General features: G+C 48.6%; 11 protein-coding genes. All 11 read right to left on the reverse strand.

The window, feature by feature from the left end:
- Window positions 1-133: 133 nt before the first annotated feature.
- On the reverse strand, window positions 134-775 hold the full coding sequence (locus tag C3B52_RS17175) for a serine/threonine-protein kinase (protein WP_103107631.1): 642 nt from the start codon (window positions 773-775) through the stop codon (window positions 134-136).
- 160 nt (window positions 776-935) lie between these two features.
- On the reverse strand, window positions 936-2360 hold the full coding sequence (locus C3B52_RS17180) for a phosphoglucomutase/phosphomannomutase family protein (protein ID WP_103107632.1): 1425 nt from the start codon (window positions 2358-2360) through the stop codon (window positions 936-938).
- 19 nt (window positions 2361-2379) lie between these two features.
- Window positions 2380-4341, reverse strand: a complete 1962-nt coding sequence (locus C3B52_RS17185) for a glycoside hydrolase family 15 protein (RefSeq protein ID WP_103107633.1) — start codon at window positions 4339-4341, stop codon at window positions 2380-2382.
- 39 nt (window positions 4342-4380) lie between these two features.
- Window positions 4381-6777 carry a sugar phosphate nucleotidyltransferase gene (locus C3B52_RS17190; protein WP_235615755.1) on the reverse strand — a complete coding sequence of 799 codons (2397 nt, stop codon included), beginning with the start codon at window positions 6775-6777 and terminating at the stop codon, window positions 4381-4383.
- A 12-nt stretch (window positions 6778-6789) separates the two neighbouring features.
- Window positions 6790-9648: a 1,4-alpha-glucan branching protein domain-containing protein gene (locus C3B52_RS17195; RefSeq protein ID WP_103107635.1), complete on the reverse strand. Its 2859-nt coding sequence runs from the start codon at window positions 9646-9648 to the stop codon at window positions 6790-6792.
- A gap of 14 nt (window positions 9649-9662) precedes the next feature.
- The gene (locus tag C3B52_RS17200; protein ID WP_103107636.1) at window positions 9663-10310 is read right to left on the reverse strand and encodes a DUF4912 domain-containing protein; all 648 of its coding nucleotides are present in this window, start codon (window positions 10308-10310) and stop codon (window positions 9663-9665) included.
- A 454-nt stretch (window positions 10311-10764) separates the two neighbouring features.
- Complete coding sequence (locus tag C3B52_RS17205; protein WP_103107637.1) at window positions 10765-11565, reverse strand: DUF4247 domain-containing protein; 801 nt, start codon at window positions 11563-11565, stop codon at window positions 10765-10767.
- Between the two features lie 11 nt (window positions 11566-11576).
- Window positions 11577-12083 (reverse strand): DUF4178 domain-containing protein, encoded by a 507-nt coding sequence (locus tag C3B52_RS17210; RefSeq protein WP_103107638.1) that lies wholly within the window; start codon window positions 12081-12083, stop codon window positions 11577-11579.
- A gap of 24 nt (window positions 12084-12107) precedes the next feature.
- Window positions 12108-12512, reverse strand: coding sequence for a DUF350 domain-containing protein (locus tag C3B52_RS17215; protein WP_103107639.1), 405 nt, complete (start codon window positions 12510-12512; stop codon window positions 12108-12110).
- 80 nt (window positions 12513-12592) lie between these two features.
- A complete protein-coding gene (locus tag C3B52_RS17220; RefSeq protein WP_103107640.1) occupies window positions 12593-13258 on the reverse strand; it encodes a PspA/IM30 family protein in 666 nt (221 codons plus the stop codon).
- Between the two features lie 115 nt (window positions 13259-13373).
- On the reverse strand, window positions 13374-15530 hold the full coding sequence (locus tag C3B52_RS17225; RefSeq protein WP_103107641.1) for a DNA topoisomerase III: 2157 nt from the start codon (window positions 15528-15530) through the stop codon (window positions 13374-13376).
- Between the last annotated feature and the right edge of the window lie 15 nt (window positions 15531-15545).

Consider the following 15545-nt stretch of genomic DNA (forward strand, 5'->3'; position numbering starts at 1 on the left):
GCACCGGACTTCGAAGGTGAACGTCATTTTCGATGTCGAATTAGCTTTCACGACTCCTTCGTGATCAAAAGACGACTTTTTGAACAACCTCTATCAATCACTTTTGTCAAATGTTCATTTTACCAGAGTAAGGTTATTGGAACAAGCGCCATGCTTTTTTATACGAACGGTATCCTTTTCGTACCCCATCCAGTACCCACAGAGGAATTTTCCATCCTCGATCCTTTAAGAAGGGCAGGTATACCTTGTAATACGCCTTCCGTAAATCACGCCACTTACTATCTGGAATGTTTTTGTAGTAGTCTGACACGTCGATCAAATAGCCTCGTCCTTGATTCATCAAGACGTTTTTCCCATGAACGTCGTGTGGAAACAAACCTTTTTTGCGCGCCTCCTCAAGCGCTTCTTCTACATCTTCTATCACTCTTGGGGGGATTGGAATGCCAAAACGCACACAATCAAATAGTGAGATGCCATTCATGCGCTTAATCACCAAATAGCCTTCTCCCGAATCGTAGCATATGGGGAATGAGCGAGTCTCCCCTAGCTTGCGATACACTTCGATTTCATTTTCCCAGCCAGGACGACCTGGAGCATACAGCTTAATAACTACAGGCGGGTAGTCAGGATGAGCGAAGACAGCAGCGTAATTTCCAGTTCCCACCAATTCCCACGGATAGGGTGTATGGAGAACAACGACCGGGTCATCTGGCGACTGGCTTTCTACCTTTACTTCTTGTAAAAAAGACTGTAATACTTGTTTGTCTATACGCATAGTTCCTCATCTCTCATCTAGATACCGACTTCACACATATATTGATTCTAGCAAAATGTTTTTTTATAAAAAACCCCCAAATCAAACACTTTACAAACACCAGTGGCAATCGGCTCGCAGCAAAAGAGAACCTCACCATAAAGGCAGGTTCTCCCATCTGTTATACTTTGATTTCCTGAAACCATTCACGGATGGCTTCCTTGATTTTTTCCAGCGCTGTTGCATGGGTCGCTTCGCAATAAATACGCACAAGCGGTTCCGTTCCCGAAGGGCGAATCAGTACCCAATGTCCCTCCTCAAGCAGCAGCTTGATGCCGTCCATACGATTGACGCCTTGCACGCGGTAAGGTCCCACATGCTCAGGGGGCGAGGAAACCATTTGTTCAATCCACTGCTGCTTTTCCTGCAGGCGCATATCAAGTCGCGTATGGAACAATTCGCCGAACTCATCATAGACATCCCGCAAAATTTGGTCGATCTCTTTCCCTTCAGAAGCGCACATTTCAGCCAGCAGAAGATTGATCAGCACGCCGTCCTTTTCGGGGATATGGCCGAGTATGCTTGCTCCTCCGCTTTCCTCTCCCCCGATCAAAACGTCGCCTTTTCTCATCTGCTCTCCAATATATTTGAATCCAACCGGGGTCTCTACCAGCTCCAGCCCGTATCTTTCTGCCATTCGGTCCAACAAATGCGTCGTTGCAACCGTTCGGACAATCCTGCCGGAGAGCTTTCGATTTTTCTTCAAGTGATAGGTTAAGAGGACCAACACATCGTTAGGGGGGATATACCTGCCAAAGCGGTCTACAGCTCCAAAACGGTCGGCATCGCCATCATTGGCAAGCCCCAGCGTAGCTTGGCGATTCACAACCTCTTTTTTCAGCAAGGTTAAATGCTTATCGTTTGGCTCGGGCAAATCGCCTCCGAAGGCTGCGTCTGGTGTTTCTCTGATGCCGACTGTATGGACACCTGCCTCTGCCAAAAGACCACTGACATAGCCCAATCCAGAGCCATGCATAGCGTCCACGACTACGTGCAGGGAGGACGACTTGAGCACATCCATATTGATCATACGCCGTAAATGCGCCTCATAATGGGGACGCAGGACAATTACCTGCATTAGCTTTCGGTTGACGGCTTCTGCCAATGATGTCGTTTGGACTTCACCAGTCGTCCCAATTTCTTGAATCCACTCTTCCAGACGTTTTGTTATCGCTGGTGTAGCTGGTCCTGCATATTCGGGAATGTACTTGATTCCATTATATTCGGGTGGATTGTGACTGGCTGTAACCATCACGGCTCCACTCGCAGCGAAGTGCTTGACACCAAACGCAACCGCTGGAGTAGGGGCTGCTTCGTTAACCAAATAGGTCCGAATCCCGTTGCCAGTCAGTACAGAAACAATCTCCTCCGCAAATCGACGACCTAAAAACCTCGTATCATGCCCGACCAAAATGGGCTCATCCTGCTGTCCTGTTTCCTTTGTATAACTGGCTATAGCCTGTGCGACGATACGTACATTTTCCATCGTAAACCCGTCTGCCACGATGTCGCGCCAGCCGTCCGTACCAAACCGGATTGCTCTCATCTCCTCAGCTCTCCTCTCGTTACCGTAACTCGTTCACCTTCTCCAAATAGCGTAAAATGGTAGCAACATACGTAGCATGTGACCATGTCAAAGGGGCAACCGACACGGGAGCTCCTGTATATGGATCCAGCTGTTCCGAAAGGGCGCCGCTCTGTAGTGCGTGGCGAACTACCCACGACAGCCTGCGTTTTGGCTCCTCTAGCTCTTCTCTGGATTTCGCGATGGCGATCTCCCAATCCGCTACCCACAGCGTGCAAATGATCCATGGATTTCCGGGCACCTTGGCTGTATCGTGTGATTTTTTAAAATAGTAATCACCTTGGTAACGAGCGAAGCCACCCACTTCCGTATCCACACGAAGGCTCCGTTTTACTGCCTCCATCGTGCTGATGACACGTGGATCATCTGCCGGGAGTACATCCAGAGCAAACAAGGCAAACAAGCTGCTCTCCACCGTAAAATCCTTCTCGATTTTCCCATTTGGTCGGACATAGATCCCGCGCAGGAATCGACCTATTTCCGGATCGTACAAATGCTTGATCATGGCGGTACGGATTCGCTCTGCCCCTTCATCGTAGCGTTTGTGACGGCGATCATCCCCGAACAGCTGTGCAAAACGGGCAGCCGCTTTGAGTCCGGCAAAAACAGTCGCGCAGGTGAAGGTAAATATACCCCTCCGCTCTTCCCACAGATCGTAGCTGGGCTTCGGCAGCTGCAATTCTGGGTGCACATACTCGAGCAGGAAGCGGGCGGCAGGTCGTACCAGCGTAGGGTACAAGGCCTGACAATCCTCAATCTGCTTGCCACTCTTGTACTGCTCCCACAAAGCATGCAGCACCAGAGCCGTCTCATCCTCTTGTATGGGCAGCTGAACCTCACCATCGACGATGTACGGATGCCAGCTCGAGCCAACCGAGCCATCCGGATTATACTTGTGCAGCAAATACCCTTCCTCGTTTAGGGCATTTGCGCAAAAGCGGAAGAACGGTGCGACGACTCCGGTGTATCCTGCCTTGGCCATGCTGCTTGCGATTAAAGCCCCGTCACGCGGCCACATATAGCTGTAATGATCGCGGTTGTATTGCAGAATATCGGAATCATTGGCTGCGAGAATGGCGCCGTTTTGATCAATTTGCGTACGGACTAGGAGCAGACTGCTTTTATACAAATCCACAACCTCGGCTGGCAGGTCTGCAAAATCTCGCTGCTCCTTGTTTACCCAGCGCTGCCAATATACTGCGACTCTGCTTAGCAAACGCTCCGGATCACTATCGAGCACATACTGATTCAAGGCTTTCACAGCTTCATAGGAATCTCCGACACACATCCAGTAAGATAGCGTTTTTTCTTCCAGTGGCTGCAGCATCAAGCGAAACGAAACCGTACTATCCACGGAGCCTTGGGCGATCGGATTTCCAGACAATAATCCGTCCTCTGCATCACGCCATGTTCCCTCTGCATAGTTAAAACGCTTGATTCCCGTACTGAATTGATCGATTCCACCTTCTGGCGTCTTCCCGTTGATCATAATGTATACGTTGCGTTTGTAGTGATACACGGTTTGGAGTATCGGATCATAAACGGCGGTATCCCCTACCTCTGTTTCATTCAAACTGAAATCATGGTTGAAAAATAACCGCACTTCACGCGCTTCACTCGAATGATTGCGGACACGAACCTTTTTCAAATAGATCGGGTCGCGCTGGTGTACCCCATCTGCTATATGAAGAGACAGTCCCAGATGCTCATGATGAGCATGAACATCGGTAACCAGCGACTCCCGCCCGTATCCGAGCTTGCGATTCCAGCCGTCCTCATCGACCCAGGAAAAACGCCCCTGCACCCATACGCCCAGCTTGCTAAAGTGTCCGCCTACATGGTTCAACTGTCCGACATACGGATAGTACAAATCGCGCATATGAAGCCTGTCATCAAAATTGATCAGCAGTCTTCCGTTCCCTACGACGAGTGGTCTCGGCATACCCTCACGTCCTTTTCACAGGCTCACGCCAAATCGCCATTATTGATATTCTGCAATGCGTCTTGCATAGGAAGAAGCAAGTGTAGCTGCCGTTTCTGCTGTTGCTCCCTGGGAAATGACCTTGACATGTGAATCTTCCGAATCCGGCAAGATCAGAACCCACCCATTGACATCGTACACCTTGATCCCGTCAACCAGCTCCAATAGCTTCCCTTTATTTTCCTCCAGCACCTTGCGCATCACTTTTCCTTTGGACGACCATGGGCAAAATACCGTTTTTTTCTCCATATGGCATGCTGGCAAAAGCTCTAGCAGCACACTCATCGGTTTTTCTTCCCGCGACAAATAAGAGAGAATTCTCATCAGGCTGTACACCGCATCAAACATGGGATGGAAGCGTTCCTCTACAGAAACCTCCATCATCGAGCGTGGCGCAACCTTTGTCCGAACGACCTCAAGCTGCAAAAGCTGAGCCAAATGCTCCAGCTCCATCGGGGCGCTCACTGGTAAACCAATACGCTTGTGATGTCCGCTGCACGCCAAAAGCTGCAAAGCTAAAAGCTGTTCGGCTGACAGTTTTTGTCCCTGCTCTGTGAACAAAGAGAACAGCTCTGCGTTTTTATCAAGTCGAATCCCCAGATCTGCCCCATTCTTGCTTACACCTTCTTGAATCGGTCCATAGACGACGGTTATCCCTAGCGCCTGAAAGAACGGTGTTAAAAAGGCCGGCATAAAGCGAGTCTCGCAATCTATCAAAAGATGGAATCGTTGGCGCTGGATACGCGCGACATCTATTTGCTCTGCCATCGCTCGTAAATAGGCATCCTGCACTTGGTGCTCGACATGCAATTCTCCCAAATGATGCAGGCTCCGTACGTATGTTTCTTGCCAGTAGGCATTTTCAATCTTTCGCTCCATGTCTCGCGAAATCGGCAGGCCTGCATGATCGATAAACTGGATCACGATCTCTTTTTCTTCCAGTGGCTCAGCCATGTACAGGTGAATGCCACCTATGCATTGCAAGCCTCGTACACCATACCTCATCAACGGAGCATTCCCCATACCAAAATCAACGGTGTCGATTCCAGAAGAGCATAGACTTGTCATCATGCTATGCTTGAGCAGCTGTGCAAAAGGATGCGAGCATGCAGAAAGCGCAATTCTGCTGCCTGGTCTGAGCAAATAAGCGTAGGCTGCGGCCAGTCGAGTGACAAACTCGGTGGTGATTTCCACATTTCCGATCCCTTTGATGCCATTTGTACCGAACAGATTTTTGGATTGCCGGGTTCCGTAAATGAGGGATGTATGAACAGTTGCGCTCTCCTCTACTTCTTTATCCGGCCAAATTTTTACACCGGCTTTTACTACCGATTTGGAACCGATACGGCAATTGTCCCCGATAACTGCACCTTCGCCGAGCATGACGCTTTCACCGACGCGGATATTGCGGCAAAGAGTCGCTCCGTTGATCTCTGCTTTTTTTCCTATAACGGTATTTTCCCAGACGATTGCCTGTGATAATTTAGTCCCAGTCGCCACCGTTGTATTCGCACCTAGTACTGAATACGCTCCGATTCCGACCCCGTTTTGCAAATGAACATTTTCGCTAATGTATAAAGGCCCTTCCAATCTGACAGAGGAATCCACGCGGACATGGTTTTCCAGAAAAATTCGCGGCGCGATCTCCTGTGCTTTGATCTCCAGATTTACGCGACCATCCAACAGATCAAATTGCGCCTGACGATATACTTCTAATGAGCCGATATCCGACCAGTAGCCTTCAGCCGAGTAGCCGTAGAGTGGTTTTCCTTCCTGTAAAAAGAGGGGAAACACTTCCTTGCTGAAATCGACTTCTCGATCTTCAGCTATATAGGAAAGGACTTCTGGCTCGCATACGTACATGCCCGTATTGACGGTATCACTAAACACTTCCGCCCAGCTTGGTTTCTCTACAAACCGGGTAATTCGCCCACCCTCATCGGTCATCACCACACCAAATTCCAGTGGCGTCTCTACCTTCGTCAAGATCAACGTAGCAAGTGCGTTATTTTGATCGTGAAAGCGAATCGCGTCTGACAAATGAATATCGGTCAATGTATCTCCACTAATAACGATAAAGCGCTCATCGAGAAAATCTGCGCAGTTTTTTACACTTCCGGCTGTTCCAAGCGGAGTCGTCTCTTCAAAATATACGAGCGATACGCCGTAGCGAGAACCGTCGCCAAACGTGTTGCGGATGACATCAGGCAGATATTGGAGTGTCACTGCAATCTCTGTAATGCCGTGTTTTTTCAGAAGATCAATCGTGTACTCCATGCAAGGACGGTTTAACAATGGCACCATTGGTTTTGGAGTATGGGATGTTAACGGACGTAGACGGGTACCTTTACCGCCAGCCATGATCACTGCCTTCATCTCTCGTAGTTCCTCCTTCATCTCGTACATTTCCTAGGTTGATCCGACTCCTACCTTTTGCGCAGACATCGTCAGCAAGCGATATTGCTCGATCGTCTGTTGTGCAAGCTTCGTCCAATCATACTGCAGCAGTACATCATTTCTTGCTGCTGCTGCCATTTGAAGACGTTTTTCGGGGTTGCCCAGTATCCAGTGCAATTGGTTGACCAAGGATTGCACATCACCAGCATAAACGGTTGCCCCATTCTCTCCATGCCGCACAATTTCGCGTAAGCCTCCAGTGTCTGAGACTACGAGCGGTGTGCCAAAAGACATCGCTTCAAGTGCCACAATGCCAAACGGCTCATACAAGCTTGGGAAAACAGCGACATCTGCTAGGCGAAACAATTGGTTGCGACGTTCGTCATCGACAAAGCCTAAAAATCGTACATGATGGGCGACTCCCTTTTGAGCTGCTGTCTGCTTTAAATCCTCCAGAAGCGGCCCTCTTCCTGCTATGACGAGCTGCAGGTCAGGGTAAGCATGAACCAGTCGCGCCACCGCTTCTACTAATAAATGCGCTCCTTTTTCCCGAACCAAGCGTCCGACGAAAAAAAGAATAGGCCCATCACCAAGTGACAATTGCTGCCTGATGTCTTGATTTTCGACTTGGTGTGCCATTCTTGCTTCGACGCCGTTATGGATGACCGTGAGTTTTTCAGATGCTACATGAAAGAGCCTTCTAACCTCGTTCCCCATATAGTGACTGCAAACGATGACACGATCTGAAGCCTCCGTCAGTACCCGCTCGCACTCGTGAATACGATGCTGCAGCGGAGTATGGATGCCTTGATGTCTACCGTGCTCCAAGGCATGAATCGTGGTGATTAACGGTATGGAAAGCCGTTGCTTCAACTCTATAGCAGCCCAACCGACCAGCCAGTCGTGTGCGTGGATGACATCCGCTCTGAGTCCATTTCTTCTGAGCTCCTCTACTGCATCCACCATAGCGAGATTTAGCTGGAACACCCATTGCATGAAGTCTTCCTGTTCAGCCGGGACAAAGGTCGGGAGTCTGTGCACGTGCACACCGTCTATGTGCTCCTGCTTTGCCACTGAATTATCTGCGCCTGTCAGAACATGCACCTCGATTCCCTGACTGACCAGATGACGCGACAGATCATAAACGGCCCGGCCAAGCCCTCCCACAACGTGAGGCGGAAACTCCCAGCTCAGCACCAGTACGCTGCTCTCCGCTTGCTGGGATTGACTTGCTGCTACCATTTGACGCGATACGTTCACTCTATGCGCACGATTCGGCAAATAGTACGTATCATCAAGATCAGGAAACAATGGATAGGCTGCTTCCATTTCGACTAGGCGCTCCTCATCTGGCTGCTCTTGATAAAACAGCGCAAGCAATTCTCGTAGCCTGACCAAATGATTGTGGATACGGCGAACTGCGTATTCGACAACCGTTTGCCCGTCTAAAATGAATGGCCAATCACTGCTCTGCGCCAGCATCAGCTCCCGCGCAGCCTGCTTGAGACAACGCCTCTTGACTAAATCGCTATTTACATCCAGTCTGCACGTTTCTTGCTGGCTGGAGACAGCTTCAATCAGATCTCTTTCTGCCTGGTGCAGATGACGATAGATCCAGCCATTCCGCTCGTTTAACCACACTTCTCCATAGCCATTGCGCCCCCATGTAGACATGGGTAGATGGGCCCGATCCTGATTGGGATAGCGTGCCAAATATTCGGAAGGCGTTATTAATGTCACTTGCTTGGAATCACACACCGTTTTTCGCAAAAGGTAATCCAGAAATTGTGGACCTTCATACCACCAGTGCCCAAACAGCTCGGCATCGTACGTGGCGACGACCAATGGCTTTTGGTCCATCCAAACAGCGGCATCCTCTATTTGACGTTCTCGATGATACAAAAAGTGACCCGCATGAGAAGCTGCTTTTTCACGCGCCCATTCAGGCTCATACCATTCCTTTTGTTCGCTTGGTCCTGTGATCCGATAGTATTTCAATCCAGTATGTACACGAATTCCGGCTGGATGAATATACGGCTCGATGTAGTCCATTTCCCGATCAAATCCGATATCACGATAATATTCCCGATAATCGTAATCGCCCGGATAGCCGTCAAATGAGCTCCAAACCTGACGGGATGCTACCTCGTCGCGAGCAAAGGCAGCTACATCATGTGGAGTAAACAGCGGTGCATACAAGCCTCTGCGCGGAGTCGGGGTCGCATGATTGATCGTGTGGCTGTCTACAAAAAAGAAGTGAAGTCCTGCTTCCTTTAACAGTCGATCCACTCCTGGGGTATATCCACACTCAGGAAGCCAAATGCCATTCGGACGTTGACCAAGGATGCGCTTGTGCGTATCGATGCCTACCTGAAGCTGGGCCCTGATGGCTTCCTCCGTTTCAACAAACGGTAGAAAGGCATGAGTGGCTGCACACGTAATCAGCTCTACGCAGCCGCTTTTCTGCACGTGCCGAAGACCGGTTATCAGCTTGTAGTCCAGCTTTCGGCAATAGGTGGCAATCGTGCGGAATCGCTCCAAGTACATTTTGGCAACACGATGTTCTTCGGGATAATTGGCAGTTCGTTTGACTTCTTTTCCAGCCAGCTCGACGGTTTTGGCTAAGTGCGCCCGAAAACGTTCTTGAATTAATTCATCGTCTAGCATGGACAATAACGTAGGAGAAACGGCAAGGGTCATGCGAAAATCGATTCCATCTGCGAGGAGCCTGTCAAAAACCAGCAACAAGGGAATGTACGACTCCAGCATCGATTCGTACACCCATCGCTCTTCCAGGTAATCGTCCCGGTCCCCGTGCCTCACATACGGCAGATGGGCATGCAACACGAGGGAGAGATAACCGTTATTCACGGATGACACCTCACTTATTTGGTTGATTTGGAATAGAGGGAATACGAGGAAAAGTTTTCGTACCAGGATGGAGCTGTAGAATCTTTCAGAGGCTCTACCAACGGTTCTCCCCAGGCAGCTTTCGAATTGCGAGGTGTAACGATTGGCTCTGAGCGTAAAATCGGGCAAAAACGTCCCTGCTCATACAAGCCAAAATCAACAATATAGGTTCGTCCTGGCGCAACATCGTTGACGTACCAGGAATGCGCCTCTTCGGATACCAAAACATCTTTTATGTCATGTGCATTTTTCCCATCAAACAAACGGTCTGTTACATCGTAAATCCGCAATCCTTTTTGGATGTAACGAAAATCAACCTGCATATAGGAGGCAACCATTCTCATTCGCGGCCAGGTAATCTCCCAGTATACAAACAGCACAGATGGACCTTGTGCCATTACTTTCACGAGATCCCGCCCATAAAACGCGGGTAACTGCCACTCAGGCTCTGCACGCGAAAGGAGGCGCTGCGGTGCAGTTGAATCCGCATTTGTTACCGAATCTTGTTTGGCTTTGTCTTTTTGCAAACGGTATTTTACCTGTCCAACGGTTAAGCCACATTCTTTGGCAATTTGTGCGATGGACTTGGATTGTGAACGAAGCTCGAGAATTTTATCCAACATCGTAGAGCGCTCCTTTCCGCTTTCTTTCCCTGTTTACCACATTGTCATCATAGCCAATACTGCTAACAAAGACTGTCGAACGTTGTAGGCACTTCCCTTCTTCTTTTGTCGATAATCAATCTTGTTTTCGTCATTCGTAAACAAAACTCGATAATGAATAAATGGAAACCGCTTCCACCGGTGAAAAACTTGCCTTCCCCCTGAACAAAGGCTTACGCATGATGACTGCGGTACATCCGCCTCTCATCCATACATCTTACAAACCCATTTCTCAATACATTCATTGCTTTATGAAAAATAAGTTACAGAAATAATTTTGATCAGAAGAAAAACTCGATCGAGGAATCCACCTGGCGAAACGAACGCGTTTTTGCGAAAAGCTTAACAAAATCCTTATCTACGCAACAAAAAACCCGCCTTGAGAGCGGGTTTACCTATTTCGAGCCTTTATAAACTATCTTCTTTTCGTGATACGTCCAGAGCCACCGACTTTGGTGCGCGGGGGTGAATTGCTTTTTGGAGAGGAAAAGATCGAGGAGCGTTTAGGAGTTACCGAGCTGCTTGATTTGGATGAGCTACTGTCGGAATTGCGGATAATTTTGCCCGTGCTGCCTGTCGACGGTTCAACCTGTTTCTTGAAAATGTCGCCGCCAGCCCCGGCAGAGCCATCCGTATTCTTTTTCGTAGCACTGCGCTTCGTAATACTCCCTGTACCTTCCTTGGTAATCGGGGGTGCTGCTTTTTTCTCTTTTTCAGTCGGGGTATGGTAGGAGCCCGTCGAAGGCTGGTAAATATCCTTGCTCGAGTAGCCGCGATAGCTACCCTTTGAGTTGTTTTTCATACCGTCGAATATGTCATTGATGATCGTCGCTACGAGGTATCCCTGCAAAAAGGATGAATCGTAGTTTTGCCGCACATATTCCTTGGAATCTACTTCAATGAGCGTATCTGATGGTTTGTCGGCATCCTTTTGAAGATGGTAAATCTCGTCCTTATAGACAAGGAACATGTGCTCTGTATCTTCTTTGGAGATTTCTTCAGGTTGCTTCTGATCCGCCAGCTCTTGTGCCACCTCAGGCACCGTCTTATCTTCCGCCCGGTATATACGAGAGGTCTGTCCCTTATCCTTGGTTGATACGGATTCTAATGGATACGAATTGCTCATATCCGCGGAGCAACCTGTAGTCGCCATCACAAGAACGAAAATAGCCGGAACGAGCAGGAGCTTGATCAATTTCATCCAACTTTGTGGCATCTTCTCACCCCCTACGTTCCGCGTAAGACCTGCACATCAGCTGGAAGGACAGTCTCCCCCTCATATAGCATGAATCGGCCATCCTGCCATTCAATTCGCAGCAGTTGACGCTGATCGGATTGGAATTGCCAGATGTACTGCTCTCCAGATGTATGGAAGGGAGCTTTGCCCACGACATTCACTCTTCCGGTATACTGCTCTTCCAGATGATACGTAACATCATCCATTTCAATCGTAGTCGGCACTTCCTCGACTGAATCCAGTCTGCCGTCAATCACGTTGTACATATGATATACCGTTTTCTCACGTTCCTCGATGAAGAGGTAACGAATCGTATTGCCATCCTGCAGTGTCAGCATAGTTGCATTTCGACTAGCATTGTTTGCCTTGCCCGTCACTTGATACGTCTCCAGGGATACCTCCACGACATCACCGGGTGCGACTGTCAAAATGCTCTTTTCTTCTACCGGAGGCTCATGCTTTGCAAATATATTTTGAATCCGTTTAAACAAGCTCATTTCCGTACTCCTCTCCGGCACGCTTTACAGACATGCAGCCAAAATCAGGGCACCTACAATATGGAAGGAACCGGCAAGCATCGCGTGTGCGACTTTTCCTTGCTTTGTCCCCTGCTCCAGATCAAGCCCAGCAGCTTTGCTCAAAATGAGCTCCACAATTTTTTCCACCAAGAACAAGATGATAAATGAGACCACTGAAACAAGTAATGCTACAAATAAATCTCTCGAATTGAGCATCGATTGCGATAAAATGTATCCCTGCGCAAACAGCTTCATGACAAACCGCGTTGTTACAGCTACATTGCCATTTTTTATTTCCTGCATGTCGTTGTATTTCGTAAAGAGTGCGTCAAGCCACATCAATACGGTTAACAAAACGGCGCCTGCAGCCGTCCAGACGAGCATCGCCATAATCTGAATCCAATCCAAAACGTATCCCCCCGAATCAAGTTGTTATCCAACAACTCTTGTATCACGCGTAGAAAAAAAGGGGAACCGCTAAAAGCGGTTTACCCCTCGTATTTTTTCATCAGCGCAGCCAATTCATCTTCCACTTGCTGATCCTTGCTCAGCTTGGCGATTTCATCATCCAGGGAGCTTTCTTTTTTGTAAACCTCTCCACTGGCTTCTGCTTCCGCTTCCATTTGCAGCGCTTTTTCTTCCATACGCTTAAGGCCTGCCATAGCAGAGTTGCCGTCGAAGCCAGCCATTGCTTGATTGATTGTTTTTTGCGCTTTAGCTGCATTGACACGAGCGACCAATGTTTCGCGTTTGTTTTTCAGCTCGGTAATTTGTTTTTTCATCTCGGTCAGCTTGTCGCGTAGACCATCTGCTGCCAGCTTGTTTTTCTCGTAGCCTTCTTTGTACTCGACCATTTTCTGCTCAGCAGCTTTCTTCTCTTCCAAAGCGCGGCGGGCGAGGTCGATGTTTTTAGCTTGAGCTGCAACATGCGCCTGCTCCTCACGCTTTTTCACCAAAGCTTCCTGCTCTTCATAAAGCACTTTGAATTTCTTCTCCAAAGCGATTTGGGCAGCGACAGCTTTTTCTGCTTCTCCCAAGTCTTCTTGCATATCGCGCAAATATTGATCGGTCATTTTAATTGGATCTTCAGCTTTTTCAATCAGTGAATACAGATTGGACATAGTCAAATCGCGAAGTCTTTTAAAAATGGACATAGATTCTTCCTCCTTGATTACGTTCTAGGACCAGCGACTGCCAGGAGTGCCGTTCCCTCTATACATGTATCTACGTTCCTTACGCAAGTAAGTTTCATGATCTTCAGATTTATTTTTACTCGCGGCTCACTTTTGCTTTTTTTTCCTGCTCGTCCCACATCAAATAAGCATCGAAGCGTTCCTTCCCTTTGACAAAGCCCTTGATCAAATTGGTTTTCCCGGAATCCATTAGCTTTTTCAGCATGGCTGCGGATATTTTTTTGCCCATGATCGTTTTGGAGAGCGTCACGGTGCATTGGGCTGTCTTGTAATTCGAGCAGCCGTAAAAATCTCCCTTGTCTACGAGGTCACCTTTGCACACACGACACGTCGCTACTTTGGAGCCGAGGCTAAACTTTGATGCTTGCTTGGACTTTGGCATCGACGAAATATCGTATTCTTCCAGCTTCCAGCCTTTTGACTGCTCCATCGCATCCTCCACAATTTTGTGGGAGAGCTTTTTTACTTGCTCCATGAAAGCTCCGGCAGAAGCCTCGCCCAGGCCGATTTGTCCTAAGCGCTGTTCCCAGCGTGCCGTCATTTCCGGAGAGGCCAAAATTTTGTCGCCGATCACATCGATTAACAAGGTTCCTTTCTGTGTTGCAAAGACCTGATTTTTGCGTACCTCGATATACTTGCGTTCTTTGAGCATATTGATGATGCCTGCTCGTGTCGCTTCTGTACCTAGTCCCTCGGTTTTCATCAGGACCTTCTCCAGCTCTTGATTGTCCAGATGCTTTCCTGCTGTTTTCATCAAGGTGATAAGCTGTCCTTCGGTATACCGTTTGGGCGGCTGTGTCTTGCTTTCCTTTGCCTCTACCTTGCGTACCTTTCCTGTTTCGCCTTTGACCAGTGGCGGCAGAATCGATTCCTTGTCATCTTTTTCTTCATCAAATAACACTTCACGCCAACCAGCACGAATCTGCACTTTGCCTTTACTCACAAACGTGGCTCTGGCATCGACCAAGGTCGAGACGGTCGTGTAATCAAACAAGGCGCTTTCGCAGTGGGCGGCAATCAGCCTGCGAGCGACGAGATCGTAAATTTTTCGTTCTTCGTCACTAAGCTGGGAGACTTTCGGTACCTGCTCAGTCGGGATGATCGCATAGTGATCGGTTACTTTCTTTTGATTTACATATCGCTTATCCTGTGCAATCGAAGCTTTCGGTGTTGGAAAGTAAGCCTGATACTCGGACTGCTTGGACAGCTTTGCTAAAATATCCGGAAAGGTTTTGGCTTCCTCTGCTGTGACAAACGCCGAATCCGAGCGAGGGTAAGAAAGAATCCCTTTCACATACAGCTTTTGTGCAATTTCGAGTGTCTTTTGCGGCGAGTATTTAAACATCTTATTGGCCGTCGCCTGCAGCGCAGACAGATTGAACAAATACGGTGGTAAAAATTCCTTCCGCTCCGTTTCAACCTCACTTACCTGTACAGACTTGTCTTTACAAAAGGCAGCGATTTTAGCAGCCATGTCCGGATCATTCAGACGCGTCTCTCCGTCTTTGTGCCACACACCCTCGTAGCGCTTTTTGTCCACGTCAAAGGTAGCTTTGACCTCCCAAAAAGGCTCAGGCTTAAAGGCAGCTATTTCTTTTTCGCGCTTAACCACAAGAGCGAGCGTCGGAGTTTGCACGCGACCTGCCGAAAACACATCACTGATCCCTTTTTGCTTTAGCAAGATCGTATATACCCGTGAAGCGTTCATTCCCACGAGCCAATCTGCACAGGAGCGGCTGTATGCCTCTTCGTACAAATTGCGCGTCTCGTTCTCATCCAACAGTGCCTCAAATCCCGCTGTGACAGCACGCTCGGTTAATGAAGAGATCCACAGACGCTTCATCGGCTTTTTCACACCACACATCTCGATGATGGTGCGCACGATGAGCTCGCCTTCACGTCCAGCGTCGCCTGCATGAATGATGCCCTTTACCTCACTTCGTTTCAACAGCTGCTTGATGATCGCGAATTGCTTTGATTTTGATTTCATCACCTGATGGCGAAAAGAATCCGGGATGAGCGGAAGCGATGGGAGCGACCATCTTTTCCAGGCTGGATTATATGCCTCTGGAGGAACCAGCTCACAAATATGCCCGACTGCCCAGGTAAAAAAAGCTCCGTTAGGAAAAACTCGATTCGGATGTACCTCAACATAGCCTTGCTGCTTTCTATGAGAAAACGGACTGGCCAGCTTCATCGCCTGGTCCGGTTTTTCTGCAATGACGACTTTCATGCCTGCTCTACTCCC

It is taken from the genome of Brevibacillus reuszeri (genome assembly GCF_002897295.1).
GTDB lineage: Bacteria > Bacillota > Bacilli > Brevibacillales > Brevibacillaceae > Brevibacillus > Brevibacillus reuszeri_A.